This window comes from Meishania litoralis (genome assembly GCF_042611095.1).
Taxonomy (GTDB): domain Bacteria; phylum Bacteroidota; class Bacteroidia; order Flavobacteriales; family Flavobacteriaceae; genus Meishania; species Meishania litoralis.
This window is the reverse complement of sequence record NZ_JBHFPV010000002.1, coordinates 280,405-306,652: the sequence shown is the minus strand read 5'-3', so window position 1 is coordinate 306,652 and position 26,248 is coordinate 280,405. Positions and strand designations below refer to the sequence as shown.

Below are 26,248 nucleotides of genomic sequence, written 5' to 3'. Positions count from 1 at the left end.
GTTTTAATATCTTTCTATTTCAGTAGAAGAAACTATGACTTTAGAACAATACAATGCAATTCAAGTAACCACAATTGCTGATTTACCACTTACAGAAGCAGATATCTTCAATCCCGAAGGAAGCCCAATGCTTGTCGAAATTTTAAAGTCTTTTGACTTTTATTATAAAACATTGGCAACCGAAAGTGCACATTATGGAATTGCTCAACATTATATTTTAATTTCTTCGAATACTACCAAAAATGCTTCTGCTGGCACCATAGATGAAAAATATGTAATAAAATTAAATGTAGGTTTGATAAACTGGTTAATTTCTAAATTCCAATTAGGTACTCCAATTAACTTAAATGCCGATTTAGAGGCTTTGGATAAGCTTAACAAGAAATTAGATATTAGTATTAATGAATTTTATTATCAGTTGGCATCTCATTTTACTTTTTACCATGAACTAGGTCACTTGATTCAACAGTCCGATTTCCTCAATGAAGGCATTCAAGAAAGGTCATTGAATAATCAAGGTGGTTTTAATATTGAAAAACATATACTTGAGTATGACGCTGATTGTTACAGTTCACTATGTCTTGCAAATCATACTGTAGATTATTACGAGCGTCTTTTTAAAGATGATTTAGATAAAGAAGTAATTGAAGCTTTAACTATTCTTTCTGGAACAGTAATTTGTCAGTATTTATTAACCTTTGTTAATGATATTGAAAATCTTTATTATAGAGAACGTTCTCATCCACATCCAGCTATTCGTTTACTATATTCTCTAATGACATTTTGCACCTATCTTAAAGATGCATGGAATAGAAAAGGTGTAAATATTCACTTTGAAACAATTTTTATGAATGTCTTTTATGAATCAATCAATCTTGAAAAGGATTTTTTAAATACTGATAATTCTGCCAAACTCTTGGAAATTATTAAAAAAGAAAGGCCAGCCTTGTTAAGATATATTGGTGAATTACAAACAGAAGCTCATGGTCGCGAAGATTTAGCTATTTATAAACGTAATCAAACTTTATTGAAATGAGTTGTTAAAATTCCATTCCACACACATTATGCTTCCCTCCTACGTCGTCGCATAAAAAGTGTTCCATTCACATTGTAGAAGAAACTTTTTAGAATAAATTTTTTAAAGAAACTGTAGTAACAACTTTCGCTTTTAACCAAAGCTCAAGTTACATAACGCAGAACATTATGATACAAATATGTCTATTGTGTAAAACGGCGCAGCATTTCTGTATAGCTTGCTGTTTTGCATAATACCAGATATGGCTTCTTTAGAACCATATCGGCAGGTATTATGTAAAAAGAAATTCTGCAATGACCTCCAGCGCGCCATCTCGCCGAAAAAAGTAATCACCCACAGGGTAATCACTTTTAATCGCGTATGTCAAAGCCGTTTTACTGAAAGCCTTGTTTATATTCGTAAGTCATAATTCTATTATGTACGGAATATTTTAAAAGATTGAAAATCTTTTAAAATTTAGAGAGTTGATCCTGCTGGCAAATCACATTATTCCTAGAAAAGCCAACGCTTGGTATTTCAAACACAATTACTCATGCAGTTTATATTTTAATAAATCTGTATTCGTGAATGCTTCGCATTTTCCAGCCGCTTGCCATAGTTTATGCTGAGCGAAGTCGAAGGACCATTAAAAGATCAGCTTTTGGTCTTTGTTGAATCCTTTGGTTCAATTGAAAATTTGGAGAAGAAAAATTTCAGAGGCTTTTCGTCAGCTTGCCGCAAAAGCTTAGGACGATTTTTTGGAAGGTCTAGTAGACGTTTCAAAAAACGGGCCAGATGGTAGCGTTGGCAGAGGAGCGTAAATTTCTAAGCACTTGCTCGCATACTCCCCTGATTGAGACTCCTTTTTCGGATGTTTAAATATTATGTCAAATAGAAATGAAACTACTAACTGTTCCTTTTGAAGATTAATACTGTTCATTTTCTTTGCTTGTCCAAAGAAAACGAACCAAAAGAAAAGACCCTTTTTACGAGGTATTTTTAGCATAGCTAAAACCGTCTCAGTTTTCTAAATTTTCTCCAAGGTTTCGAAAATTCTTAACGAAAACTTCGTCTATACTGCGTAAAAAGATCGTCTTTCCCATTGAAATCAAGAAGAAATGCGAAGCATTCACGAATACCTTTAAAGACAATAAAATACAATGAGTAAAATATGCTTCCACGCTCCCTTTGTGACTTGTAGCTTCGCTACTTGGGCGTAAACGTGTAAACACAAAGTCGAGGGCAATGGCTCTTTGTGCCAAGCCATAAATTCACTCCCCTACTCGCCCGCATTTTCTTCTAGCCGGCGCCAGTTTCTTCATAAATTCTATTCTTCAACCACCGCTGAAAAACTTGTAGGTTCTATATGGATGTTATCAGATAAACATCCTTTTAATGATTTTATTTTACCTGATTTTCGGACATTGTTGAACTTATAAATCCTAAACAGAAAGAAATTATTAGGGTTCTTACAACTAAATTCTATCTCATTTATACTTAAAAAAAGTCTAGAATTACACCTACCTGCTGTCGTTTTCACCTCTATGAATTTCTTTGTGCCATTGATATCATAGGAAAGAATATCATAACCAAGGCCATCTCCTTTTACCACTGATGTGTGTTCAACCTTTTCCGCTAAATCTTCCCTTTCTGCCTTAATTAACCTTTGTCTTTCGAAAAAAAACACAAATAATTCACCCTCAAGCCCCAGTTTGGTATTTTCCATAGCCTGTTTCAAATAGTCCTTTTTAAATGCCTTATATTCCTTCTCTCTTTTCCTGTTTTTAAGTCTTTTTTTTGACTTTTTATCAAGTTTGCTGGTCCTTACTAGTGTTTTTAAGTTTGGATAAGAATCATTAGATTGATTCATCGGTATGATGACTATGTTGCCCTCTATTAAACCTATTAACACCTTGTCATCAGGCGCTACAAAATCGTTTAAACCAAAAATCCAAATCCTTGCTTCTCGCATCACAGGCGGAAAACCAAGTCTAATCCTAGTTTTTTTTTTGATTCACTCTTGGCAAGAATCACCCCTTCAATATATTTCTTGGTTCCATCTTCAAGTGCATTATAATCAAAAATTCCTTCGGTCAATAAAAAATTACGAATTTGCTCGGTAGCATTAAATTCGCTGTTCTTCAACATTCTACTACTCAATTGAAAAACCACATAACCTGAGTCCAACTGAGATCAATTATTTCCAAAATTTTGTCCATGGTAAATAATTTAGTAATATTCAATGTTAAAGTAAATTAGGAACTATATATTATAATTTATAAGCACTTTTATGACCATACCAGAATATTTCAGACAAATATCTGTTAATAGCCTTTTTGGAACTGCAACTTTAAGGAGATGTTGGCCGACTTGGAAAGCGAGAATACATCAAATCTTAGGCGAAAACTATAATGAAACGGATATTATAAATCTGGGAGACCACCTTTCAGATATATTTAAATCTACCGGTGGCGAAGGTCGTGGTCAAGGCCAATTATCAGGTGGGGGTACAGCTTGGGAATCTCTGGTATGTTGGTATATAAATTTATGTACCGTTGGAAGTAGAACTGTTGCTATCAGAAAGATGAGTTTAGTTCCCAAACCAATTCAGGATGCAATCACTGTAAACTATGGCAATTTTGCTTGTAATACAGAATCTGACATAACTGTAATAACTTTTCCTGATTTACCGAATTATGGTGTTGAATTAGATGAACTAAATGTTGGAAACAACGGAATTAGGTTCGATAATTTTAGAAGAAATAAGTTTAATAGAGAGATTACTAATTTTCTAGCATCACAAGATTTCGACAATTATGAGATTGGTGTGATTCAATGCAAAACAAATTGGAATGATAATGCCCAAATTCCTATGCTCTGGGACATGATATATTCAGCTAATGGATTTAGGGGACGAAACATAACAATTGGCAGAGACGGTTTTAATATTCACGATACAAATAATTTCACCTACTCTTTTGTTACTGTACCTTCAAATCAAAGGGCAAATTATAATTCTGATTCAGTTGCCGTTAAAAGAGTAACTAATCTGTCAGGGGGTAATTATTGGGGTAAACCAACAGAACAACATGTCGCCCGTTCATTAAAGGAAATTTTCACCAACAATTTTCAAGCTGGTTATCCGAACAATATTAGAACTGAAATTAGAGCCGCACTTGAAGAGTTTTCGGGTAATCTTTCTTACTTTGACATCATCTAATATTTTTCAATATTTCCAAAGCAACAGCCCTTGCCATTAAGGGAGGCACAGCATTTCCTACCAAAGTATACTGCGGTAGTTCGGATTTTCGATTGTTACCTCCTGTGGAACGCTTGCCCTGAAAAACGAAAGAATCATCGAAGGATTGCAGTCGAGCCATTTCTCTAACTGTAAGGGCCCTTGGTGTGCTATAGTGGATATAATCGTCTGGAATTGTCATGACTGTTGGACTCTGCCCCTCGGGTTTAAGAACATTATAATTTCTTTTGTTTGAAGAAAGACCACATTTGTCAAGTTTTTTCTGAGCCTTTTTATAATTTCCTGCTTCCAAAATCAACTCAAGTCTTCTCAATACATCATCACCTTGGTTACTAGTTTTATGGTTGTGCAAGACAGCATAATCTTTCTGATTATTATTCAAGGCTTCCGAATTTCTTACATAGAAGGGTTTTGTTGTGTTTTCAAATCGACCGTTTAGGCGACCAGATTTGCTCCAATCAGAAAAAGTTTTCCCTTTTCCACTCAATGGCTTTCCATCAATTGAACGTGTCTTTAAAAGATTTTTCATCTTTTTGGCCGTGCCATTATACTGTTTGGTAATATCAACGGTTTGGTAATGGTGTGCTTCTTGATTGTTGCCAATAAAATCTAAATCATACAACGCTTCAAAAACTGATACTTTTTCTTCTTCATTTACAGTTGCCGGAATCTCCGAAATAAATTTTTGGTCTTTCCTACATCCAATAAACAAAACACGTTCTCGATTTTGAGGTACTCCGTAGTTCGAAGAATTTGCAACGAAAGGGGACTTAATTTTGTAAAGTCTTATACTATCTACAATCTCTTTTAATTCTTGATTTTGTTCTTCATTGCAGTAATTAGAGATAAAGTTCAAACATTCATCTATGTTTAAAATATAAATTTTAAGTGCTTCAACTATATCTTCACATTGTTTCAAAAACTCTTTTCTTACTTCTAATTTCTGGAATGCACTTTCAATCTTATTGATAATCTCCCTAGAGTCTAAATCTGTTATGAATTGTGTAAATGAATCGACAAAATAGTCATTGTCAATGTTGCAATAATCTTTTTCCTTTATTAAATCCCGTTTTAATTTTTCCCATACTTTATCTCTAATCAGAATATTGAAACCATGTCGTATGGTGCTAATTCTTGAATCGGTTTTACTGGTTTTATAGTCAGCAATTTTAGGGGTAATCTTCTTAAATTGTGAATCAATAGCTTTTATGTAATTTTCTTTAGCTCCAGTAGCTTGAATGTCAGTGAATTGCTCAATTTCAATTCTTTTTACCAGACAATCTAAAATAAACTCACTTTCTGGATTTGTCTTTTTCAGAGATTTTACAAACGCTGATAATTTGGGAATTTCTTTAATGTCAACAATTGAATTAATTTCGGTTAAAATCAATTCTTTAATCTTTCCCCTTTCTTTAGTCAGTATTCCCTTAACATTTTCCATAATAAAGTACTTGGGTTGCAAGACTTTAATAACTTCTAAATAATGAGCAAAAAGGTCGTCTTTTTTGTCAAATTTCTTCCTCTTTCCTGCCAAACTAAAACTTTGACATGGCGGACCACCACAAACCACATCCACTTTTTTACCCTCAAGCTTTTCCAATAAATTATCTAAAAAATCAGGTTCAGTGATATCTTGACATAAGAATTCAGCATCTAAGCCTAACTGATAATTATATCTTACTAAATGGGTTAGTTCAGAATTTTCATTTATATCATTGGCTAATAGAAAATCAAAAAACTTATTGTTATGTTCCGCTTGCAAAAAACCTTCACTAAAGCCACCTGCTCCGGCAAACAAATCAATAAATGTGAATGCTTTACCATATAAAGGAACCTGTTCTTTTACAATATTGAAATCATGCCCATCTTTATATGCTTCAACAAAATCAGTTAGCTTACATTTGATTTCTTCAAGTGTATACTTCTTCTTGGGTGAGTTATTAACTAACTCCTCTGCCCTATCTTTTAAATATGATAAGTAATGATTAAGTTCAATAGCTCGTTCTGAGGTGTCTTTCACTAATTGATTTTCTTTGTCGAAATCAACAGGTTTAATTTTCTCTTTTGTTGATATTTTTACACGCTTAGAATTACAGTTAATTCTTAAATCAATTGGGGCATATCCACTTTTTCTGGTAGAATCAAGATAGAAGTTAATAGTTGCCATAGAATATCACGGGCTTTTTTACGGACACGGACAAAACTACGGACAGTTGTGGAATATTCCAACTTTTTTTGGAATATTTCCAATTTTAACCCATTCCATACACTTTCACCTCCCCCACTCTGCGGGTTCGGCAAAACAGTATTCCATTATATTTTATAAGGAAATTTTTAGAAGAAATTTTTCAGGAAGTGCGGTACCAACTTTCGCTTTTACCAAAGCTCAAGTTACATAACGCAAAACATTATGATGCAGATTCGTATAATGTGTAAAACGGCGCAGTATTTCTGTACAGCTTGCTGTTTTGCATAATACCAGATATGGCTTCTTTAGAACCATATCGGCAGGTATTATGTAAAAAGAAATTCTGCAATGACATCCAGCGCGCCAACTCGCCGAAAAAAATAATCACCCACTGGGTAATCATTTTTTATCGCGTATGTAAAAGCCGTTTTACTGGAATGGTACTTAACGGCTGTAAGTCATAATTCTATTATGTACGGAATATTTTTAAAGATTGAAAATCTTTTAAAATTTAGCGAGTTGATGCGGCTGGCAAATCGCATTATTCCTAGAAAAGCCAACGCTCGCACTGTAAATTGATACGTTTTAGGTATGAAGTGCTCATAGTTGTTCGATCACTACTGTTAGATTACCCTCTTTCATTACTTTTCTTGTGCAAGCGCTTGTTCATTTTATAGCTTATAATTATTTTAATCTTTTACAAATGATACTATGCTGAATCAAAGTTTAAAGCCCTTTATTTTGTGTCTTCTACCACTGGCGCTTATGCATTGCACCCCGGTAAAGGATGATACTGTGGAGTTGATCCATCGGACTTTGGAATATCGATATGATGAAAATGTATACCATCTCACTTTTGATACCGATTCTACATTACACTGGCAAGCAATGAAAGGTGATGAAACGGGACTTAAAGGGAATGAAGTTTATATCGCCGAATGGATATCCGGCGATAAACTTTTTATCACCTGGGGCGAGGAAAGTGGTACGGGTGTAAGTCAGGTGTTGGATTTTAAGAAAGGAAAAGTACACAACCATTTACTTTTTGGCAGGGAATTGTACGCCGGGGAGGGTACCTTTAAAATATTGGACAACAATTAGTGCGCCTAACTCTCAGACCAGCATTTACCGCCGTATTTTTGTATTGGAATGCATCCTTCATAGGTTCCTGGAACGGGGTCATGGGTTAAGGCTTGTGTAGCCCCTGCCTCAGAGGTGAAGTAGCCCAATAAGGTCATGCTGCGCATAATCTGAAAAAAAGACGTTTCGCTTTCTTGTCCGGCCTTATCGGACAAATCTTGTAAGACCTCGATTCTTTCTGCATGGCTTAAATCTGAAAAGCCCGTCTCTTGCAGTTCTTTCAAGCCATTTCTTACCGTCTTTTGTTCGCTCGGATCAAAATACCCGTGCAACATTTCGTCGATAAAACGATGTGCCATTGCGTCGGACGCACCAGGAGTCTCTGTACGCGGAATGAGAACATCAACCAGCATTTCGGTTAACATGGCCTCTTCGTTGGTCATGAATTTTGGGGACCAGTCAAGTTCTTTTGGTGCTCCACAGCCATGGAGTACGCCTGTCCAAATAGAAGTGGTCAACACCCCGCCCAGCAATAGCGAAGTCTTTTCCAAGGCCTTTCTTCTATTTATCTTGTCAGAGTTCATAGGTTTCCTTTTTTAAGTTGATCTACCGCATAGTCACATGCCCTAGCCGTTAGTGCCATATACGTTAGTGAAGGATTGCCCCACCCGTTGGAGTTCATACATGAGCCATCTGTCACAAAAATGTTCGGGATATCGTGCACTTGATTCCACTTATTGAGAACAGAGGTCTTGGGGTCGGCACCCATTCTCGCCGTGCCCATTTCGTGTATGCTCAAACCCGGCTCACTGGGTTCATCGTAGGTGCCAATGTCTTTGAATCCAGAGGCATCGAGCATTTCTGCACTTGAAGTCATCATTTCCTTGCGCATGGCCGATTCATTTTCACCAAATTCCATGTCGGTGACCAACATCGGCAATCCCCAGGGGTCTTTCTTGTTATGGTCCAAGTATATTCTGTTCTTATGATCGGGCAAACATTCGCCAAAGGCAAGAAATGTAAAGGTCCAAGGGCCAGGCTTGGTTAAGCCATCCTTCCATTCGGCCCCGAACTCATTGCCTCCAAAGCCTCTGTCCCACCCCTCGCGACCTGACCAGCCATAAGTGCTGAAACCTCGTAAATAGTCTTTTCGTTTCGTCTTGGCATCAAGGTTTTGAAATCGCGGGACCAACACATCTACGGGACGCCTGCCTTTGTGATATTGATCTTCAAAGCCGTCATACGTACCATAGGCACCGACCTGAAAATGATTGTCCATGAGATTATGCCCTAATTCTCCACTCGAGTTCGCCAAACCATCTGGAAAACTATGGGCAACCGAATTGAGCAGAATACTGGTACTGCCCAAGGTCGAAGCACATAGAAAGATGATCTTGGCCTTGTACTCGATCGTCTCTTTTGTCTCGGCATCGATTATTTGTACCCCTGAAGCCTTTTTAGTCTGCTTATCGTAGAGGATGGTGTGCACTATCGAATTGGGTCGCAAGGTCATATTACCGCTCTTTTCAGCAGCAACAAGAGTAACCGAATTACTACTGAAGTAAGCGCCATAGGGGCATCCTCTTCGGCATTTGTTGCGCGCCATGCACTTGCCGCGGCCCCCATGGGGCCTGGTGAGGTTGACCGTTCTGCCTATTGTCAATTTACGGCCATCAAAATGTTCTTCAATTTTACCGGCCACGTGCTTTTCCAAACAGCTCATTTCCCATGGTGGTAGAAACTTTCCATCGGGCACCTGGGGCAATCCATCATTCGACCCACTTACACCGATGTATGACTCCACATAGTCATACCAAGGTTCGATATCCTTGTATCGAATCGGCCAATCCAATCCGACGCCATCCCGGGCGTTGGCGCCAAATTCCAGATCTCCTCTTCGATATGCCCATCGGCCCCAGATGAGCGACCGTCCGCCTACCTGATATCCCCGGGTCCAAAGAAAAGGTTTCTTTTGCTCGTATGGATTTTCATTATCCTTGACAAAGAAATGCTTCGTAGATTGATCGATAGCATAGGATGTCCTACTTTGAACCGGGTAGATCTCTCGACTTTCCTTGGGCGTCAACCGATTGCCATAGGGTTGTTCCCAAGGGTTTAGATTCATTGTAGGATAATCGGTAAGGTGCTTTACCATTCTGCCCCTTTCCAGCACCAATGTCTTCAAACCCTTTTCAGAAAGCTCCTTGGCCGCCCAACCTCCACTTATACCGGTACCTACGACGATGGCATCGTATGTGTGCTGTTGTTTTGATTTGGTATTTAGGTTCATAACCAAAAATTTAGGTGTACACGTAAAGCCAAAAATATAAAGAGGGAACAAAAATTCCACTCTGGTCTTGTAGCAAGATAGAAAACTTTAGTCAGTTAATCTCATACCACACATTGCCTCCCCTCCTATCCTTCGACTCCGCTCAGGGCAGGCTCGTCGGGTATCATTCAAAGAATGCCTTTACTTTATTAAAGAAGATTTATATGCGAAATTTTTCAGGAAGTGCGGTGTAAAATTAGTCAGCGTACCATCTCGCACAAAGCTAAGTTACATCTGCCTACGGGCCACGCAGGTAAATTAGAACATTATCATTTCAATATATTTTTTGGCCATTCATAGTTAGCTTTGCTATTCGGAATAAATCGGTGCTCAAAATTCCTACTACTACAATTCACGGATCTTTATATCACGGAACCAAGATTCGAAGTACCAGTTTTGAAGCGCTATTTTTCCTCTGGTGGTTTTGCCAAAAGCGGGCCGGCCCTTAAAGTTGGAAGCTGCAACAGTATTTGCCCATTCAGATGAAGTTAAATCTGCCTCGGCCGTGAGAATATCATTTAAGTAGAACTGAATGTTGCCATCTTGTTGTATGATTTTGGCGGTGTTCCACTGCCCGGTGGCATGGGCCTTGGCCTCATTAACTTGGGGAAACAGTCCCCAAAGGCAACCTGGTCTTTTCATAGGGGTGTTCGTATCCATATGTTCGGGATCCAAAAGTTGATATTCGGGTCCGGTTTCGTAGGTTGCACCAAATTCAGGGGATTCTTGAACATTGATAAAGACGCCTCCGTTTCCCCGTAATCCCATTTGCCATTCAAACACAAGTTCGTAGTTTTCAAACTCGGTATCGGTCACCAAGTCCCCAAATAACCTGCTTTCATCGGTCGCGTTACAGTAAATAGTGCCATCCTTGACTTCCCAAGCCGAAAACTGGGTAGAGTCAGGCTTATTGTACAGGTGCCATCCGTCGAGGGTCTTTCCATCGAAAAGCAGTTGCCACCCCTGCTCCCTTTCGATATCGAGCAGTTGATTGTGTACCTTGTTCTTCATGGACAACGCCTTGGAGCGCTCAATTCGGAATTTCTTTTTTTCTTCGGTCTTACACGATACCACGATAAGTAGTATCAGGACCATCATAAAGGAGGAAGCTCGATTCATTTTTTTACGTAGTGGTACCGGTCAATATCAAAGATCTACACCTCAATCTATTATGCTGTATGGCCAGTAAGTTGTACAGGATGCCTAAAGTAACAATAATGGCTAGACATCACAATGATTTTTCATGCAATCGATATCTTAAGTGCCTGGTAATCGTGCAAATCGATTTTTGTAATGTTATCGCCATCAAGAGGCGCCAAACATGGCCAAGTAATTTGTCACTGATTTGCAATACACCGCTCAAGGCAAAATTCGTACAAGTCGGAAATACTCCCAATTGTACGGTCATCGCCATAAAGTTCTTGGGCCAATGCCGGACAATCTGAAAAATACTCGGCAAGACGCTTTCGCTTAAACCCCAAAATGCCCTGTGTGACACGGACCAATTCACTTGTATCGGGCCGGTAAAAAAACGGAGTGGAATCAAGGTAAGAACTATCCTCATGCACAAAAAGCTGTTCGAAATAGATAAGCTGCTCCGATTTTCGTACTACTTTTAAAAACACCCGCGGTGCCCGTGAATCGGTATAATACCGGAACTTAAAAAAATCAATTTCCTCCCTAAATGGCATGGAAACAAAATTTTGGCCATGGTAGCCATATCCCAAGATATCGTCAGGGCCGTACTTTTTGGTGCGCGAAGAACCAGCTTCTTTAAAACGGATCTTCGTGTATAGGGAAACAAATGTTCCTGTGGACCGGTCTTTGACGAGGCCTTGTATCGTATCACCGGATTGTTTTACAAGGTATCCCTTATTGAAGGCTTTTTTTTGTGCGTTCATAGAGTAAAGCCCCAAAAAAAGAATAATTAACAGCACTGGCCTTTTGAAAATCTGTATCATCCGATTGGTTTTGGTACCCTGCTATAACGTCAAAATTTATGCCATTATCAAGGGTAACGATATATTTCAACCCGGGTTTTGGTCCATTATTAGCACAGCGGGCCTGCTGACAATCGCAACCTAAAAGACGGGCCGTTTTGTTCATAAAACCAGCTTTTCAAGCTACAGATGAATATTTGAACTAGGTCAGTGTTCCATGACCTCAGAAAGATTTTCTTTGGAAGAAATTTTTTGAGCGGCACTATTGCCTGGGCTTTTATCTAAAAATCAAGTCGCGCGAACATTGCCGATAAATTTCAAGAACGGAATGCACCAATAGCCCATTCCGTTCCTGCAACTTTTTTACCCTTATTTCAATACAAGGGCATTGACCGGTTCTTCGATCCAACACTCTTTTTTGGGTTTTCCGGTAATCGGATCAATTTTCCATTTTCAAACCTCGTACACCGCAGGTTTTCTTTTAAGAAGTTCTACGATCGATGTTTGCTTCTTGCTGTCAGCATCCTCTTTGGTATACGGATCTTTTAAGCCTACTTTTTCAATGGTACTGTTTTTTTGGTTCATAATCATCGAAGTTAAGTGGATAACCAGTCTAGGTCAACCTGTATTCAACCCATATTTTAAAGGGTTTATACCCCTATTTACCATAGTTGTAAGCCGATGTTGCTGAACCAGTAGAAAGGTGCATTCCAAAGATTATTCATAGAATGCAACCATAAGTTTTTAATTATAAATTTATTGATATTCAAATAATTACATAACCCATTCGCAGGTTGGTTACTATATCAAAAATTCTCAAAGAAAAGATAAGAAACCCCATCCGAAGAGATGCCGCCGATCAAGGCCTGTTCCGGGGTAAGTTTCAATCCCGAATACTTAGATTGTGGCTCGTTACCCGGAGCTAAAGTTTTTTTCAAAACCCATTCATTGCCCACCAACTGTAGTAGGTACACCTCATGCCCACCTAGAGTAGCAATCAAAGCATGGTCTTGGGTCATACTCATACTATCTCCATAAAATTGAAGACCAAGGCCTAAATCTAAATTTGCATTAATGGTTATCGGGCTAATTGAACCATTAGGATTCATCGAAAACGACTGCAAACCCAACATTTCGGAATAATAAAGAAAAGTATTGCCGTTATTATCAATATCAGCGGGAACGATATTATTCTCAACACTTGCCAAATTCCATTCCGTATTCTCAAATTCGTAAACGTGCATCGGAATCGATAAGCCAGTAACAACGACAAAATTATCCGCTATAATCACGTCCTTGCCGAAATGATCATCAGGTGAACGATTCTCACTATAAAATTCTTGGGTTTGGATCCAATCGCCACCCTTATTGCCAAAGATATAAAATGAACCTTCGTCCTTATTCGGGATGCTGAACGATTCGTCCCATATGGCGGAAGCCCCAATAATCATCAAAGTGTCCTTGATTGCGATGTCATTACCGAAATTGTCTTGATTCCTTCCAACTTGGAAGTCCTTGGTGAATTGCCACTCGGTATTGTTTAAAGTATACTGACGTACCCTGCCCGTTCCCTCATCGTCAATTAGGCCTAAAAACAGCGATCCGTCCGCCGCCTTTATACTGTTCAAGGAACCGACATTAGCCAAATCAATTTCCTGAAAAAGGGATGTTGTCTGACCATTTCTTTCAAAAACCCAGATTTTTTTTTCGCCCCCAACAAATATTTGGTTTTCGTAAGTTTCGATAATGGAGCCGAAACCATCACAGAATTCGCAAATAACCTTATCGTTTTCGATAATCAGATTGGCAACAGGTTCTCGATCAAAGTCCGTATTTGAAGACTTGGCACAAGATATTATGATCAATAAGGCAAAAAATATAAGTATGCTATATTTCATAAATCGGAGATGAACATTTACTTCATTTCAGCATTTATCCGGCTTCAGCCGGAGTATCACGCAGCATTCTCGCAAACAACATTGGAGGTTTATGCTAAGGTAGTCTTTTTCAACAAATTAACTTCTTGGTAGAGTTGAGTCCAATACGTTAATTCATTCAATAGGAACGAAAAACTCTTACCCACAATGATATACGTCAGCCACATAGCCTTTAACCATACCACACCGATGTACATTGATCCGTTGTATTTCGGGATCCGGACTTAGTTTTTTCGAAGTTTTGAAATTTAAGTATCCAAGCTCCGAGCTACAGTGATTTCACGCTTTTCTAAAGCATACTCCATTTAAAGGCTAAAATTGAGCGGATATATTTCTTTCGAACAAAATTTGGTATATTTAAGGGTATTAATAATTAAACTAGTGCCAAAAAAAATTAAACAACTGCTATTATGAACCGATTAAAAGAACTTAAGCTTTTTACCCTGATCATGTTATTATTCTGCTTCGTTATTGCCGGAACGGTAAGCTCTTGTAGGGAGCAGAAAAAAGAAGAAAACACCGAAGCCCAGGCGGATGAACATTCTGAAGGTGAAGAACATCCCGAAGGTGGTGAACATCCAGAAGGCGGGGAGCATCCTGAAGGCGGGGAACATCCTGAAGGCGGGGAACATCCTGAAGGCGGGGAGCATCCGGCCAAGGATTCCGTGTCAGGGTAAGGCGACCAACTTATCCGAAGTTTCGTTCTTGGGCGTTCTTTGAAACGAAAAAAATGTTTTTGGAAATATAGGATCGCCCCCTTCCTCCATAACCGGGTATGCGAGAAAGTTTATCGGGCCGGACCGAGGTCCCGGTTCCACGACCAAATCACGACCTCTGGAGAACTCGATGCGATTTGCAGGATGGCGGCCAAAGTAATAGGTGGCGAGCGCAGAGTATTTATTGGCCTCGCTAATATCTACCGGCCACCATTTTCCTTCAGCATAAAACTCGGCCCAGCAATGGTAACCGTCGATACCGCCATCATTTCTCTCTGACGGAATCGAGGCGCCGACCGCAAAACGCGCGGGGATGCCGGCCGAACGGGCCAAAGAAATGAAGAGGGAATGGAACTCGGTGCAATTGCCGCTTTTAGAGTCACAGGCGTAAACAGTATCACCGGTGCCGTACTTGCCGGCCTTGATGTATTTTACGGTCTCGGTCACATAATCATACAATGCTCTTGCCTGCATGATAGTGCCATCTTTAGCCTTATTGCCTATTATCGAATCCGCTAACATCTGAAACCGATCGCCGACGGGCATCAAAGCACTGGCGTTAAGGTATCTTGACGGGAAGGATTTTTCCTCATAGGGATTTTTCTCTTGTCGCTCCACATTGTAAACAAGTTCTATTTTTTCTCCACTTTGACCGGGGGCGAGCTCCATATAGAGCACAGAATTGCCATTGGTTTTCTCATCGAGTATTCGATGTTCGACGGGCGCTGCCAAAGACGTTAATTCGACCGCTTGAAAACGATCACTTTGCGCAATGGGAATCCATATTTGTGCAGCTTTCTTTAGTTCGGGTATGGTAACCTCATAGCGAAATTCGAACCTGTCTTGCCCTTCGATGACGCCTAGCAAGTCATTTGAGGCATTTTGCATCGGCACCCTATACCAGGTCTTGTCTTTTTTTCGCCGTTTCCAAGTATAAAAAGGCTTGCCGTTCAACTTATGAAGTGTAGTCTCGGTAACCTTCATATTGCCCGGATCTCCTTCAAGAAAAAAATCCACATCGTACACATCACCACTTACATCGGCCAGGTCGACACAGGCAAAATGTCTTTGAGGCCCTAAGTTTGAAAGATATTCGGTATGTACACGAACCAATTGTAGGCGAAGTTCCTGTCCAGCTGCATCCTCCATATAAAAATACCCTCCACCTTCCTCAACCTTTTTGTCGATATTGGCTTTGATTCCCGCTTCGATATCCGCCGTGACCACTTTTGGGGCGTTCTTTGCTTGCTTCAAGGGTTTTGGTTTTTCTTTCTCTTTGTTATCGGAGTTGCAGGCAAAAGAAGCGATAAGAAACAAGGTGAGGATAATCCGGAACTTTTTCATCTTAATAACGGCATTAATATTCGCATGAATTTACGATAAATACATTTTTTCTTGGGTTAAGGATTGAAAAAATATCGGAACCTTTTGACAGCCATGCGCTTTGGACCATCGTTTGGCCATTCACGATTTCAAAATCAACGATATGTTGAATACTACTTTGGTCAAGGTAAATGGGTCTAATTTAAAAAAGACAGGTGACAATATTTTTTGCGGTGTCCATGATGTTGCCATTTCTGTGCTAGGCCATACTGAGGCATTTCAGAAATAAAGGCATAAAAAAACGAGATGGTGTTCATCTCGTTTTGTTGACCTTTATTATTGGAACTTATTCGCTAAGTTCAAGTTCGACGTCCAAAGTGGTTTTATTGGCGGGGGTAATGTTAATCTCTTCAATAGTTTGGGTTAAATAACCCTCTTTTTCGATGATGAGGGTATACGTACCCGCCTCTAGTCCCATAACCATATACGCGCCACTTTCATCGGTGAATGTGGAGGTGATCTGGGCATCACCATCATATATCGCTACTTGGGCACCTTCTATTCCGGTGGCAACTTCTTCTACCAGCTCTGACACGGTACCCGTCAGCGTACCTACCGTTGATAAATGGCTCGCTTTTATTACCGGTTTAAAATTAAAACCTGTAATCGACTCGATATCAGTACCACCTTTTGGAACAAATGATTTGCTAACATCAAAATCCAGCAAAAGGTCGGAACTCAGGCCGCCCGTGATTGTCAAATCGGGTTTTAGGAATATTTTAATTCCCGATTGCGAACCGCTTGGCACTTTTAAATCATAGGTTTGACCGCTGGTCAAAACGACATTGACGCCTTCTACATGAACGCGGATCAAATCATAGGAGCCTACGGGTACTTCGGTGTCAACCAGTTGTTGGGTAACGCCGTTGGTAAGATCCAACAAATTCACAGTTATTTCTCCCTCCATTAATACCACAAAAGACCCGTTGTCTTCGTTTATTATATCTTCTTCAGTACTTTCTTCAATTTCTGTACTTTCTTCGTTCTCCGTGTTTTCTTCGTTTCCGCCTTTTAAGCGCGCATCAATCTTGAAAATGGTAACATTGGCCTCTGCAACCAAGTCGTAGGGAAAAGGAGCATCGGTTAAATGAACCGATAAACGGCCATAAGCTTGATTATCGTCATTATCTGAACATGCCATTAAGATTAAGCTAAATAAAAACAGTGCTAATTTTAAGGTTTTGATTTTCATAAACTTAGATTTTTACAATTGTTAAACTGGTAATTGGGGCTTTTACTATCGATAGGTAACAATTGTATACGGTTAGACCCTAAAAAAAGTTTTGACTTTTCGATGAACTGCACTATTTCTCCCTACTTTCTCTAAAAATTAAAGAAAATTTGGTCGATTTCTATCTTACTATGGAAAGTTTATGCTTTGAAGACCAAATAGGTTATGATCTCCCCACGTTTTAGCGGCCGTTGGTATCGGCCTACATATTGGACTAATTGGTACCTCAGATTACCCAAGCCCTTTGATAACATCTAACGCCTTGTCTATTTCTTCTTTGGAATTGTAGATATGCACCGAATGACGTATGTTTTTGTCGCCGACCGAACGCGGTTGCAGCTTTTCTTTTTCCCACATGGTTTTTTGCAAATCCGGACCAGAAATTCCGGCGACACCGTAGGTAGTTATCCCAGCGGCCATTTCTTCATTGGTCGAAGATTCGATGGTCACATGGGGCATTTCCCTTAGTCCGGACCGTAAATAACTGCCGAGTTCCTTGATACGTCCCAACCATCTTTCTTGCCCAACGGTATTGAAAAAATCGACAGCGGCATCATAGCCGGCCAATAGGGCCGCATTACCAGTGCCGTTTTGCATCAGACGAAAACCATGGTCTTCTTGATTGTCCCATTGATAACTGGCAATAGTGGACCAAATACCCGGTGACACATCTTTATTAAGGTACAGAAGTCCGCTTCCGGCTGGGGCCAACAACCATTTATGCAAACTCGAATAATAGGCGTCGCAACCGATTTCCTTTACATCTACCTTGACGTGGCCCACGCACTGTGCGCCATCCAAAACGGTAAATATTCCACGTTTTCTGGCCTCGGAGCAAATTGCCTTGACAGGCATGACCGTTCCATAACCCGAAACGATATGCGGGATGGCGATTACCTTGGTCTTAGGGGTCACTTCCCTAAATATGACATCCACGATTTCTTGCGGATCATTGGCCGGTACCGGCATCTTGGCCTGTTTGTAAATACATCCTTTTCGTTTGGCCAGAAGCTGCCAAGCCGCAAAACCACCGCCATGTTCTTGATCGGTATTGAGAAGCTCGTCTCCTGACTTTAAATCGAGTCCCATGCCTACATAGTTCATTCCGAAGGTGGCGTTCTGTACCAACGAAAGCTCCTTAAAATCGCAATTGACGATTTTGGATAATTTAGTTCTTAAATCCTCATAGGGAAAGTACCCACTCAAAAGTTCGGGGCCAGAACCATTTTTATAGTCGATTGTGGCCGCTTCTTTGTTGTAATGCATCATGTGGTGCATGATTTGGTCAATTACGTAACCCGGGGTCGGCCCCATGGTACCATTGTTGAAATAGGTTTGGCCCTCTTTAAGCGGAAATTGTTTGCGGATCATTCGCCAATAATCCTCGGGGTTATTATACGCTTTTTGAAGCGAATTTAAAGACCAATTTTTTTCGGAATCAAAGGATAGAAACGGTGTGGAAACCGCGGCTAAGGACGTAGTTTTTAAAAACTTTCGACGTGGGTTCATAATTTATTTTTCGGTTGGTTCGCTAAATATAAACATCTGCTTTGGCATGTCGAAGTAAAATTTAAACAACCGTAGCGATGTGGTCATGGTCGGTCTTATGAGGAGAATAGAAATAGCTATTGCAACCCTTCGAACCATTGCTTGAAACGGGCGACCTTCTCGCGGCTCACGACCAGTTCGTTTTCAGTTTTGGGGTCGAGGGTAAGTTTTAAACGGCGGTTGGCATATACGACCACATCTATGATTGCATTGATATTAACGATAGAACTTCGGTTCGTTCTAAAAAAAAGTTTAGGATCCAACAATTCTTCAAGTGATTCCAAAGTATACTCGATGAGATATTTCCGTCCGTTGTCATCCATTAAAAACACATCGCGCCCTTCCGCATAGAAATAACGAATAGATTCGCTGGTGATTGACCGTATATGGTTGCCCATTCGAACCAAAAAACGGTCTTTATGCGTTTTCTTGCCTAATTGGCGTATGGCCTCATGTATTTCGCGGCCCGTAGAAAACTGTTCTTTCATCAGACTTAATTTCTTTAATGCCCTTGATATGTCAGTAAAAGTAATGGGCTTAAGAAGGTAGTCAATGCTGTTGACCTTGAAGGCATCAATAGCGAATTCATCAAAAGCCGTGGTAAAGATTACGGGCTTTTTTACCGAAACCTTAGAGAATATTTCGAAGCTCAGACCGTCTGACAATTGAATATCCATGAAAAAAACATCGACGGATTCTTGATTCTCAACGATCCACGGAATGGCCTTTTCCAGCGATGATAAAATGGTCAGCACTTCAACGGCTTCACTATACTTTAAAAGATAGCGTTCCAGTTTCTCCGCTGCCAGAGGTTCGTCCTCAACTATGACTACTTGCATCAATGCTCAATTTTGGTATTTCAACGATTTTATAGGGATTTTCGAAAAAAACACGGACAGCCCGATCTGAATAGAATTTATAGCTCTTTTCAATATCGGCAAGGGCTTGCTGGTCGAATTTACCCCGTAATGTTTCTTCCGGGATATATCGCAATGAAAAGGATTCCTTATCTTCATAAATGGCCAGATCCAATTGCACCTCGGCCGAGACAATCGTACTTCGAATTATCCGTTCGACTATGTTAAGAATACTGCCGGGGACCACCCAAGTACTCAAGTCCCCTACCCTTTTAAGACTTATTTTTCTATAAGGAAAGTAGGCAAAAAGGCGCGTAAGCTCTTGCAATACCTCAAATTCTTCGGAAATCGGTACCAATTCCCTGTTCTTTTTGCCAAGCATATATCGGTATACGCCCGAAAAATGGTCCGAAAGCTTCTCCGCGGCTTTTGGGTCTTTTTTCATCAATACCAAAAGCGATTCCAAACTTTCGAAAAGAAGATTGGGATTGACCTCGCTTCTGAACCTGAGAAAATCCGCCTCAACTTCTTCCTTTGCCTCTATTTCCTTGGCGATTCGGTCGGTGTTCACCCGGTATAAGAACTGATGGCTTAGGTACAATACCAGATAAATCACGGTAATAAGCGAAAAGATACTGTTGAAGATGAAAAGTTCGCGCGTATTGGGGGTATACCCCAAAACATTGTTGAAATAGAGGTACATGGCCAAACTGACCAAACCGATACCGATGACGACCGAACTTACCAATTGCACGGGCAATTTCAATAAAAACGATCGGGGCCATTCGAAACGTGCGAACCAAATGAGGGAGAGGCGGGCATACTCTTGAATGAGATAGGCCAGGCCTATGCAGACATAAAGCTCCAGTCCGAGAAAGGCTTCTTTCAATTGCCCGATATTGTTATTGATGAGCAAAATGAGCAAATACACTAGGGTGCCACTGAACAGAGGGCTCAGCAATCTAAATAATGGATGGTGTACAAATAATTTTTTCATGGAATCAAGGGTAAAACAACCGTAAATTCGTTCCCATCGATTATTTCAATGGATTTGTCGGCCACTAGATTATAGCGTGAGGCAATGTTGCGTAATCCAATTTTCAGGGATTCCACATTGGGCCGTTCGTTCGTCTTATTGTTGGAAACAATAAGCTTCTCCCCTTTTGTGGCCATCTTTACATTCAAAATCTGGGAAGGCCCTATCACGTTATGTTTTACGGCATTCTCGACCAACATCTGTAAGGTCAACGGAGGTATTTTGGTTTTGAGTGTGGCGGCATCCAACTGCACATCTAGATTTAAATATTCTCCAAAACGGGTGCGCATCAAAAAGGAATAGGCATCGACGAAGGTCAACTCTTTGGCAACGGTAACCAATGCCGACCCGTAATTTCCCAGCACGTATTCATACGAACTGGCCAACGAACGTATAAAGTCTTCCGCCTTTTCGGTATCGGTCAAAAACAAGGAAGAAAGAGTGTTCATTCCATTAAAAAGAAAATGGGGACTTAACTGCGATTTTAAGGCGCCAAGCTGTAACTGTGCCTGTTTTCGCTGCAGCTTCACTTGCATCACCTGTCCTTTCGAATATTCAAAATAAGAGTAGAACGCAAAATAAATGATGTCATAGATCAAAACGGTACAGAAAAGGAGGATTCCGATCTTCATCAAAACGTCATCGGGATCTTCGACAAAAAGGTGGGGTTGACCAAGCGACCGATGATAACCCCATAGCATTCCGAAAACCAGCAACAAGCCTATACTCATGTGAAGCGAAATGCCGGCCAATAGGCGCAACCCAGGCAGTTTTTTCCAGGGAATCACCATGTTCAGGTACTTGTTGCTTAAATGAATAGAATAAGCCAAGAGGATGCCCAATAGCCCGCTCAATACTGATTCCGTTATGTTCTGGAACCCATTAAAATGAACAAAGCCATAGGTCAAAATCCCTAATAGAAATCCAATAAAAAGAAGGCTAAGGTGCTTTCTCACAATAGGTCGGTCTACAATGTTATTCGATAGCCATTTCATTTTACCAAAATACTCAATATAACATTAAGGCCATACGAGTATCTTGGTGGGAGTGCCGAAAGGTGGGATTATTCGATGCCGCGTAAGGCCTTTCCATAATGCGTTTCCGATGAAATGCCACGACAGGCATTTCTATACGCTTCTTTCGCAACATCGCCCTTCGCCTTGACCGCAGATGCAAAGGCCAATAAGGCAGAAGCTTGATGATAATCGGAGCTCATGCTTTTGGTGGCGTCCAATATTTTTACCAATTGGTCGGTGCTAAAGCTTTCATTCGCCAATTGTTTGAATACATTCGCTTGGTGAGCGTCCGAACTCATGCGTTTCAAAGCGGTGAGCAGTGCGTCTAGATTTGCGCCGTCCAAAGATTGTTTTTGGATTACCTTTACGAGTACCCGAGCCTTATGATGGTCTGAATTGATATTTTGATCGGCCAATTCCAATAGCTCCGTCAAGGAAGGCTTGTCGAGTTTTTTATCCAACAAATCGGTCAGTACACTTGCGGCATGGTGGTCCGAATTAAGATTCGACATGGACCGCAATACATTGTGGTAGCCACTTTCAGAAAGTCCTGGAGCGTCGAGTGCAGCCCTTAATACAGTTGCTTTATGGTGATCTGAATCGATATTGCGTGAGGTGGCGACCAACAAATCAATGTTGTCATTGTTCAATGACCTGTTTTTTAAAACGGTAAGCAATACATCGGCCTTGTGGTGATCGGAATTAATATTTTCGGTAATTGCGAAAAGTGATTTCATCTGCGATGAAGAAATGCCCCCATCACGAATCGATGTCTTGAGCACATCGGCCTTATGATGGTCCGAATTTATATGCCCCGCAGCTTTGATATATGCGTCCGTAGAGGCATCGGAAGCTAAAAATGCCTTGGTCTTATACTTCAAGACCTGTGCCTGATGGTGATCCGACTGAATATCTTCTCCAACTACTTTTAAAATAGCGGGTAAATCGGTGGTTTTAGGGTTTTTATCGAGCAAAAGTTTTAGATAGGCCGCCTGAACGAAATCGCTTTCCATTTGCTTGACTTCCTGTACCACGGCATAGGCCCCTCCTTTTTTATAAAACCGATCGACACGCTGCTCGGCCCCCAAAGTCGAGGATCTTACTACTTCTGGGAGAATTTCGGCCAGCCACTTTTTTCCTTCTGAATTAAAGTTTTCCTCCCTACTGCCGACATAGTACTTTTTGATGAGCTGTCCGTTGGTGCCCGGCTCTATAAAAATACGCCTTCGGTTTCCGAAGGCCGATTTTTTGATTTCTACATAACCACCTCTGGATATCGCTTTGATATCCTTGTCATCATCGGCTAGGGTAATCTCGCCTTCATATTCCAAGGAGAAACTGTTCTTCTTGCCATTTTCAATAGATATGGTCGTTTTTCCATTGTTCGAGTTTATACTGACAGAATTGCGGTTTTGAGCTTCCGCATCTATCGAATTCAAACTGATAAAAAGTAATAATAGTTTTAAAAACATTCCTAAAAGGAGTTTTGATAAATTGATCATGATTGTTCGTTTTTTGATTGATGATAGGGCAAAGATGGGGCACACTGCACTTTCCAAAAAATAAAATGTAATGAGTTGGCCGGTCTTTGTAGCGAATTGTACAGGCCTAATTGAATGCTTCTCTGAAATAAAGATCAGTGCCGATTGAACTCTTGGTCGTTCAAGTTTTTGAGTTTAAAAAACTCTGACTGGAGTTTTTTTGTAAGTTCTCCGATATTTGAGCCATCATAGAAGTAATGATCGTCGATCTGACGAATCGATGCAATCTGTGTGCTCGTACCGGTCAAAAAAGCTTCATCCATTTCGCTGATACGATTCAAGGGAATACCTTCTTCCCTTACTTCCAGATTCAACGCACGACATATTTCCAAAACGATTTGGCGGGTAATGCCGTCAAGTATGAATTCATTGGCCGGATGGGTATAAACTACCTTATCCTTTACAAAGAATACGTTGCAATGCGAAGCTTCAGTGATTATGCCGTTCCTTACCAACAACGCCTCATAACGATCATTTTGCATCGCCTGCTCGTTCGCCATGACATTGCCCAACAACGAGGTCATCTTAATATCGCAACGTGACCACCGGAAGTCTTTCAATGTCAGCACCGAGGCGTTTACCGTATTGATATCGGGGAGTTTTTTGGCCTGCGCGTACATCATGACCGTGGGCTCAATATTCTTGGGAAAGGAATGCTGTCTTGGTGCCACGCCCCTTGTCACCTGAATATATAATAGACAGTCTTTATCGGTCAGTTCTGAAGCCTCGAGCAATTTCGGAATTGCATTTTTCAAGCGTTCAACCTCGAATTCAATATTTATTTTTTTTAAACATGCATCAAGACGCGCAAGGTGTACCGCTTCATAAAAGAAACGTCCATTTATTTGGACCATTACCTCGTAGATGCCGTCACCGAAAATAAAGCCCCTGTCGAAGACTGAAATCTGGGCGTTTTCGCGATCTACGATCGTTCCATTGAGGTAAACTTTCTTTGGATATAGGGCCATTTACAAATCTTGCGGAAGCGGGAATCTGGGTTTTATGCCAAAACCAACCATAATACAAATTCGACGATCGTTACGGTTTGGAGGTCAGTTCTTTGACTGTTTGGGCTTTTGTGGTGACCCCGGGCTCCAGTTCGATCAACCTGAAATTTCTAAAGTGGATCTCGGCACCTTCCGATTCCAAACACAGATATCCTTTTTTTATGGTCGATTGGCTTATGCCGTTTACAAACTTCCCATTTACTGAAAGCTTGATCGTGCCGTCAATGCAAACTACGGTGTACGAGTTCCATTCGCCTTTGCCTTTTGCCCGATTTTCCACAGACTTGCTACGTTCTCCCCTGGGATTATCAGGAATGGTGTTTACACCGCCAACCCCAAAAAGTTCCCCATGTACATAGGCAATGGGTGGCTTTTTTCCGTCCCTCATGTTTAAATTGACCCAGTCGAGTTCCAACATCTGAACCTCGACACCGCCCGGTAAGCGCGATTTGGGATCGGGATTCGCATCGCTCCATACAAAAACACCTGAATTACCGCCGGCCTCCATGTGTCTCCATTCCACTTGAAGAATAAAGTTTTCATATTGTTTTTCCGACCGCATTACACCTATTGGAAGCCCTTTGCAGATCAGAAGCTCATCTTCGGTACGCCACGTGTCCGGATCGGTATTCACGTTTACCCATTGGATCGGTCGTTCACTGTCATCTTTGTTTGCCAAGCTGTTCAACGAGGTTTCCGAACCAAATGTAATCGGCTCGTTCTGACCAATTGAAACCTGAACGCAGCATACTAAGGCAATAAGTAAATATGGCTTTGTCATAGTCGGTTATTTTAAATTAACTCGGTCTTGCCCGGTATGGCAATAGGAGGTGTGGGCCATTCGAAGTCCCAGGCATATTGATCGATCTCGGGCCCGAGGGATTCGGTCGAATTAAAGGCTTGGTCGTAGGTGATTTCTTGACCGGTATAACCGGCCATACGGCCCCAAATAGCCAACATGGTACTTTTCGCCATAAATTCACCATCATTGATAGACTTACCATTTCTAATGGCGGCAACGAGTTCGTCGTGCTGGGTTTGGTACATGTTGTTCTTCTCGCCACGGTAGTTCCAATTTTCCTTTCCTTTTAGCTCATACTGTCTTCCCACTTGGATCATTGCATTGCCATCGCTGCCAAAAATATCAACACTGTTTCTACGGGCAGTATCGTTTTGCTGTCTTGTAAAATGATATCCTTTGGCACCGTTCTCATATTCGAATTCCACAGCAAAATGATCATAAATGTTGCCATATTTTTTGTCGGTGCGTTCTTGTCGCCCCCCGGAACCTATTGCCTTTATGGGCATGACATCGCCCATGGCCCAAGACATCATGTCAATACTATGTATGGCCTGCTCGACATTGAAATCGCCGGAAAGCCAATTGTAATAATACCAGTTGCGCATTTTATAGGTCATATCGGTCCAATCGGGTTGGCGCTCTTTGTACCAGGCCCCCCAACCGTAGCGAAAAGTCGAAATCGATCTGATTTCGCCTACATCGCCATTCAATACTTTACCAAAAAGTGCGCGCTTGGCGTTGTCATATCTAAAACAGAAACCTGAAACAATGTTCAAGTTTTTGTTCTTGGCCTCCTTGGCGGCCGCAATCACTTTTCGAACGCCCGGCATATCGACGGCAACCGGTTTTTCGCAAAAAACGTGTTTTCCGGCCTCAATGGCCGCGATAAGATGATCCGGACGAAATGCCGGTGGTGTGGTCAAGAGTACAATGTCGACACCTGAATCAATCACTTTTTTATAGGCATCAAAACCAATGAACTTATTGGCAGCCTCCAATTTTATTTGTTCTGGTTTGATCTTGTTGAGTTCCATAAGCGAACTTTCCAGGCGGTCTTCAAAAATATCGCCCATGGCAGTCAAAATAACATTGGGATCCGCCATCAAGGCTTGTGATGCCGCTCCGGTACCACGGCCTCCACAGCCGATAAGACCGACTTTCAGCACATTGTCAACGGAGGGGCTGCCAGTCGCAAAAATCGGAGAGGGATAAACCAACGATCCCCCTACTATGGCCATACCCGATTTTTTTAAGAAATCCCTTCTTCCCGAATTCGCTTCCTCATTTTTTTTGATACTCTTCATGTACTTAAATATTTATTTCCTTCGATATTGACCGTGCTATAAATTGGTCGACCAGTATT

Annotated in this window: 24 protein-coding genes; 5 read left to right on the top strand and 19 right to left on the bottom strand. The window is 40.9% G+C overall.

Annotation, left to right across the window (positions count from 1 at the left end; translation table 11 throughout):
* Positions 1 to 34 precede the first annotated feature (34 nt).
* Positions 35 to 1,036, top strand: coding sequence for a hypothetical protein (locus ACEZ3G_RS10455; protein ID WP_432425435.1), 1,002 nt, complete (start codon positions 35 to 37; stop codon positions 1,034 to 1,036).
* A gap of 1,306 nt (positions 1,037 to 2,342) precedes the next feature.
* Here the strand turns inward: ACEZ3G_RS10455 and ACEZ3G_RS10450 are convergent.
* The gene (locus tag ACEZ3G_RS10450; protein WP_432425434.1) at positions 2,343 to 2,987 is read right to left on the bottom strand and encodes a DUF3883 domain-containing protein; all 645 of its coding nucleotides are present in this window, start codon (positions 2,985 to 2,987) and stop codon (positions 2,343 to 2,345) included.
* On the bottom strand, positions 2,987 to 3,163 hold the full coding sequence (locus ACEZ3G_RS10445) for a hypothetical protein (RefSeq protein ID WP_432425433.1): 177 nt from the start codon (positions 3,161 to 3,163) through the stop codon (positions 2,987 to 2,989). The genes ACEZ3G_RS10450 and ACEZ3G_RS10445 overlap by 1 nt, the downstream gene beginning before the upstream one ends.
* Before the next feature lie 142 nt (positions 3,164 to 3,305).
* On the opposite strand from ACEZ3G_RS10445, the gene ACEZ3G_RS10440 reads away from it, so the two are divergent.
* Entirely contained in the window at positions 3,306 to 4,235 is a 930-nt protein-coding gene (locus ACEZ3G_RS10440; protein ID WP_432425432.1) for a hypothetical protein, read from the top strand.
* Here the strand turns inward: ACEZ3G_RS10440 and ACEZ3G_RS10435 are convergent.
* Entirely contained in the window at positions 4,228 to 6,441 is a 2,214-nt protein-coding gene (locus ACEZ3G_RS10435; RefSeq protein WP_432425431.1) for a DNA cytosine methyltransferase, read from the bottom strand. The two genes, ACEZ3G_RS10440 and ACEZ3G_RS10435, sit on opposite strands and share 8 nt — an antisense overlap.
* A 732-nt stretch (positions 6,442 to 7,173) precedes the next feature.
* Between ACEZ3G_RS10435 and ACEZ3G_RS10430 the strand changes: the two genes are divergently transcribed.
* Positions 7,174 to 7,563 (top strand): MoaF-related domain-containing protein, encoded by a 390-nt coding sequence (locus tag ACEZ3G_RS10430; RefSeq protein ID WP_432425430.1) that lies wholly within the window; start codon positions 7,174 to 7,176, stop codon positions 7,561 to 7,563.
* A 5-nt stretch (positions 7,564 to 7,568) separates the two neighbouring features.
* Here the strand turns inward: ACEZ3G_RS10430 and ACEZ3G_RS10425 are convergent, their stop codons facing one another.
* From ACEZ3G_RS10425 to ACEZ3G_RS10400, 6 genes are all read right to left on the bottom strand, one after another.
* Positions 7,569 to 8,126: a gluconate 2-dehydrogenase subunit 3 family protein gene (locus ACEZ3G_RS10425; RefSeq protein WP_432425429.1), complete on the bottom strand. Its 558-nt coding sequence runs from the start codon at positions 8,124 to 8,126 to the stop codon at positions 7,569 to 7,571.
* The gene (locus ACEZ3G_RS10420) at positions 8,123 to 9,832 is read right to left on the bottom strand and encodes a GMC oxidoreductase (RefSeq protein WP_432425428.1); all 1,710 of its coding nucleotides are present in this window, start codon (positions 9,830 to 9,832) and stop codon (positions 8,123 to 8,125) included. The genes ACEZ3G_RS10425 and ACEZ3G_RS10420 overlap by 4 nt, the downstream gene beginning before the upstream one ends.
* A 384-nt stretch (positions 9,833 to 10,216) precedes the next feature.
* On the bottom strand, positions 10,217 to 10,990 hold the full coding sequence (locus tag ACEZ3G_RS10415) for a 3-keto-disaccharide hydrolase (protein ID WP_432425427.1): 774 nt from the start codon (positions 10,988 to 10,990) through the stop codon (positions 10,217 to 10,219).
* A 218-nt stretch (positions 10,991 to 11,208) separates the two neighbouring features.
* Positions 11,209 to 11,832 (bottom strand): hypothetical protein, encoded by a 624-nt coding sequence (locus ACEZ3G_RS10410; RefSeq protein ID WP_432425426.1) that lies wholly within the window; start codon positions 11,830 to 11,832, stop codon positions 11,209 to 11,211.
* Positions 11,833 to 12,264: 432 nt separating this feature from the next.
* Positions 12,265 to 12,396, bottom strand: a complete 132-nt coding sequence (locus ACEZ3G_RS10405) for a hypothetical protein (RefSeq protein ID WP_432425425.1) — start codon at positions 12,394 to 12,396, stop codon at positions 12,265 to 12,267.
* 221 nt (positions 12,397 to 12,617) lie between these two features.
* Positions 12,618 to 13,709, bottom strand: a complete 1,092-nt coding sequence (locus ACEZ3G_RS10400) for a hypothetical protein (RefSeq protein ID WP_432425424.1) — start codon at positions 13,707 to 13,709, stop codon at positions 12,618 to 12,620.
* Positions 13,710 to 14,158: 449 nt separating this feature from the next.
* Here ACEZ3G_RS10400 and ACEZ3G_RS10395 point away from each other — a divergent pair, with 449 nt between their 5' ends.
* Positions 14,159 to 14,425, top strand: coding sequence for a hypothetical protein (locus tag ACEZ3G_RS10395; protein ID WP_432425423.1), 267 nt, complete (start codon positions 14,159 to 14,161; stop codon positions 14,423 to 14,425).
* On the opposite strand, the gene ACEZ3G_RS10390 is transcribed toward ACEZ3G_RS10395, so the two are convergent.
* A complete protein-coding gene (locus ACEZ3G_RS10390) occupies positions 14,417 to 15,808 on the bottom strand; it encodes a transglutaminase-like domain-containing protein (RefSeq protein ID WP_432425422.1) in 1,392 nt (463 codons plus the stop codon). The genes ACEZ3G_RS10395 and ACEZ3G_RS10390 overlap by 9 nt on opposite strands.
* A gap of 142 nt (positions 15,809 to 15,950) precedes the next feature.
* Between ACEZ3G_RS10390 and ACEZ3G_RS10385 the strand changes: the two genes are divergently transcribed.
* A complete protein-coding gene (locus tag ACEZ3G_RS10385; RefSeq protein WP_432425421.1) occupies positions 15,951 to 16,076 on the top strand; it encodes a hypothetical protein in 126 nt (41 codons plus the stop codon).
* Positions 16,077 to 16,133: 57 nt separating this feature from the next.
* Here ACEZ3G_RS10385 and ACEZ3G_RS10380 read toward each other — a convergent pair whose 3' ends face one another.
* The 9 genes from ACEZ3G_RS10380 to ACEZ3G_RS10340 all read right to left on the bottom strand — a co-directional run bounded on the left by ACEZ3G_RS10380 (position 16,134) and on the right by ACEZ3G_RS10340 (position 26,189).
* On the bottom strand, positions 16,134 to 17,039 hold the full coding sequence (locus ACEZ3G_RS10380; protein WP_432425420.1) for a DUF4382 domain-containing protein: 906 nt from the start codon (positions 17,037 to 17,039) through the stop codon (positions 16,134 to 16,136).
* Positions 17,040 to 17,309: 270 nt separating this feature from the next.
* Positions 17,310 to 18,587 carry an aminotransferase class V-fold PLP-dependent enzyme gene (locus ACEZ3G_RS10375; protein WP_432425419.1) on the bottom strand — a complete coding sequence of 426 codons (1,278 nt, stop codon included), beginning with the start codon at positions 18,585 to 18,587 and terminating at the stop codon, positions 17,310 to 17,312.
* 116 nt (positions 18,588 to 18,703) lie between these two features.
* A complete protein-coding gene (locus tag ACEZ3G_RS10370) occupies positions 18,704 to 19,465 on the bottom strand; it encodes a LytR/AlgR family response regulator transcription factor (RefSeq protein WP_432425418.1) in 762 nt (253 codons plus the stop codon).
* Positions 19,446 to 20,480, bottom strand: a complete 1,035-nt coding sequence (locus ACEZ3G_RS10365) for a histidine kinase (RefSeq protein ID WP_432425417.1) — start codon at positions 20,478 to 20,480, stop codon at positions 19,446 to 19,448. Before ACEZ3G_RS10365 ends, ACEZ3G_RS10370 begins: the two co-directional genes overlap by 20 nt.
* The gene (locus ACEZ3G_RS10360; RefSeq protein WP_432425416.1) at positions 20,477 to 21,475 is read right to left on the bottom strand and encodes a sensor histidine kinase; all 999 of its coding nucleotides are present in this window, start codon (positions 21,473 to 21,475) and stop codon (positions 20,477 to 20,479) included. The genes ACEZ3G_RS10365 and ACEZ3G_RS10360 overlap by 4 nt, the downstream gene beginning before the upstream one ends.
* Before the next feature lie 107 nt (positions 21,476 to 21,582).
* Positions 21,583 to 23,037: a hypothetical protein gene (locus ACEZ3G_RS10355; RefSeq protein ID WP_432425415.1), complete on the bottom strand. Its 1,455-nt coding sequence runs from the start codon at positions 23,035 to 23,037 to the stop codon at positions 21,583 to 21,585.
* 134 nt (positions 23,038 to 23,171) lie between these two features.
* Complete coding sequence (locus ACEZ3G_RS10350; protein ID WP_432425414.1) at positions 23,172 to 24,044, bottom strand: aminotransferase class IV; 873 nt, start codon at positions 24,042 to 24,044, stop codon at positions 23,172 to 23,174.
* 70 nt (positions 24,045 to 24,114) lie between these two features.
* Positions 24,115 to 24,864, bottom strand: coding sequence for a 3-keto-disaccharide hydrolase (locus tag ACEZ3G_RS10345; RefSeq protein WP_432425413.1), 750 nt, complete (start codon positions 24,862 to 24,864; stop codon positions 24,115 to 24,117).
* Between the two features lie 11 nt (positions 24,865 to 24,875).
* Positions 24,876 to 26,189 (bottom strand): Gfo/Idh/MocA family protein, encoded by a 1,314-nt coding sequence (locus ACEZ3G_RS10340; protein WP_432425412.1) that lies wholly within the window; start codon positions 26,187 to 26,189, stop codon positions 24,876 to 24,878.
* Between the last annotated feature and the right edge of the window lie 59 nt (positions 26,190 to 26,248).

What these genes read in the sequence shown, in the direction of transcription:
- ACEZ3G_RS10445 (WP_432425433.1), bottom strand. Translation starts at nt 3,163, where the DNA reads ATGTTGAAGAACAGCGAATTTAATGCTACCGAGCAAATTCGTAATTTT.
- ACEZ3G_RS10370 (WP_432425418.1), bottom strand. Translation starts at nt 19,465, where the DNA reads ATGCAAGTAGTCATAGTTGAGGACGAACCTCTGGCAGCGGAGAAACTG.
- ACEZ3G_RS10390 (WP_432425422.1), bottom strand. Translation starts at nt 15,808, where the DNA reads ATGAAAAAGTTCCGGATTATCCTCACCTTGTTTCTTATCGCTTCTTTT.
- ACEZ3G_RS10380 (WP_432425420.1), bottom strand. Translation starts at nt 17,039, where the DNA reads ATGAAAATCAAAACCTTAAAATTAGCACTGTTTTTATTTAGCTTAATC.
- ACEZ3G_RS10400 (WP_432425424.1), bottom strand. Translation starts at nt 13,709, where the DNA reads ATGAAATATAGCATACTTATATTTTTTGCCTTATTGATCATAATATCT.
- ACEZ3G_RS10420 (WP_432425428.1), bottom strand. Translation starts at nt 9,832, where the DNA reads ATGAACCTAAATACCAAATCAAAACAACAGCACACATACGATGCCATC.
- ACEZ3G_RS10345 (WP_432425413.1), bottom strand. Translation starts at nt 24,864, where the DNA reads ATGACAAAGCCATATTTACTTATTGCCTTAGTATGCTGCGTTCAGGTT.
- ACEZ3G_RS10455 (WP_432425435.1), top strand. Translation starts at nt 35, where the DNA reads ATGACTTTAGAACAATACAATGCAATTCAAGTAACCACAATTGCTGAT.
- ACEZ3G_RS10355 (WP_432425415.1), bottom strand. Translation starts at nt 23,037, where the DNA reads ATGATCAATTTATCAAAACTCCTTTTAGGAATGTTTTTAAAACTATTA.
- ACEZ3G_RS10450 (WP_432425434.1), bottom strand. Translation starts at nt 2,987, where the DNA reads ATGCGAGAAGCAAGGATTTGGATTTTTGGTTTAAACGATTTTGTAGCG.
- ACEZ3G_RS10410 (WP_432425426.1), bottom strand. Translation starts at nt 11,832, where the DNA reads ATGATACAGATTTTCAAAAGGCCAGTGCTGTTAATTATTCTTTTTTTG.
- ACEZ3G_RS10365 (WP_432425417.1), bottom strand. Translation starts at nt 20,480, where the DNA reads ATGAAAAAATTATTTGTACACCATCCATTATTTAGATTGCTGAGCCCT.
- ACEZ3G_RS10430 (WP_432425430.1), top strand. Translation starts at nt 7,174, where the DNA reads ATGCTGAATCAAAGTTTAAAGCCCTTTATTTTGTGTCTTCTACCACTG.
- ACEZ3G_RS10415 (WP_432425427.1), bottom strand. Translation starts at nt 10,990, where the DNA reads ATGAATCGAGCTTCCTCCTTTATGATGGTCCTGATACTACTTATCGTG.
- ACEZ3G_RS10385 (WP_432425421.1), top strand. Translation starts at nt 15,951, where the DNA reads ATGTTGAATACTACTTTGGTCAAGGTAAATGGGTCTAATTTAAAAAAG.
- ACEZ3G_RS10425 (WP_432425429.1), bottom strand. Translation starts at nt 8,126, where the DNA reads ATGAACTCTGACAAGATAAATAGAAGAAAGGCCTTGGAAAAGACTTCG.
- ACEZ3G_RS10440 (WP_432425432.1), top strand. Translation starts at nt 3,306, where the DNA reads ATGACCATACCAGAATATTTCAGACAAATATCTGTTAATAGCCTTTTT.
- ACEZ3G_RS10395 (WP_432425423.1), top strand. Translation starts at nt 14,159, where the DNA reads ATGAACCGATTAAAAGAACTTAAGCTTTTTACCCTGATCATGTTATTA.
- ACEZ3G_RS10340 (WP_432425412.1), bottom strand. Translation starts at nt 26,189, where the DNA reads ATGAAGAGTATCAAAAAAAATGAGGAAGCGAATTCGGGAAGAAGGGAT.
- ACEZ3G_RS10350 (WP_432425414.1), bottom strand. Translation starts at nt 24,044, where the DNA reads ATGGCCCTATATCCAAAGAAAGTTTACCTCAATGGAACGATCGTAGAT.
- ACEZ3G_RS10405 (WP_432425425.1), bottom strand. Translation starts at nt 12,396, where the DNA reads ATGAACCAAAAAAACAGTACCATTGAAAAAGTAGGCTTAAAAGATCCG.
- ACEZ3G_RS10375 (WP_432425419.1), bottom strand. Translation starts at nt 18,587, where the DNA reads ATGAACCCACGTCGAAAGTTTTTAAAAACTACGTCCTTAGCCGCGGTT.
- ACEZ3G_RS10435 (WP_432425431.1), bottom strand. Translation starts at nt 6,441, where the DNA reads ATGGCAACTATTAACTTCTATCTTGATTCTACCAGAAAAAGTGGATAT.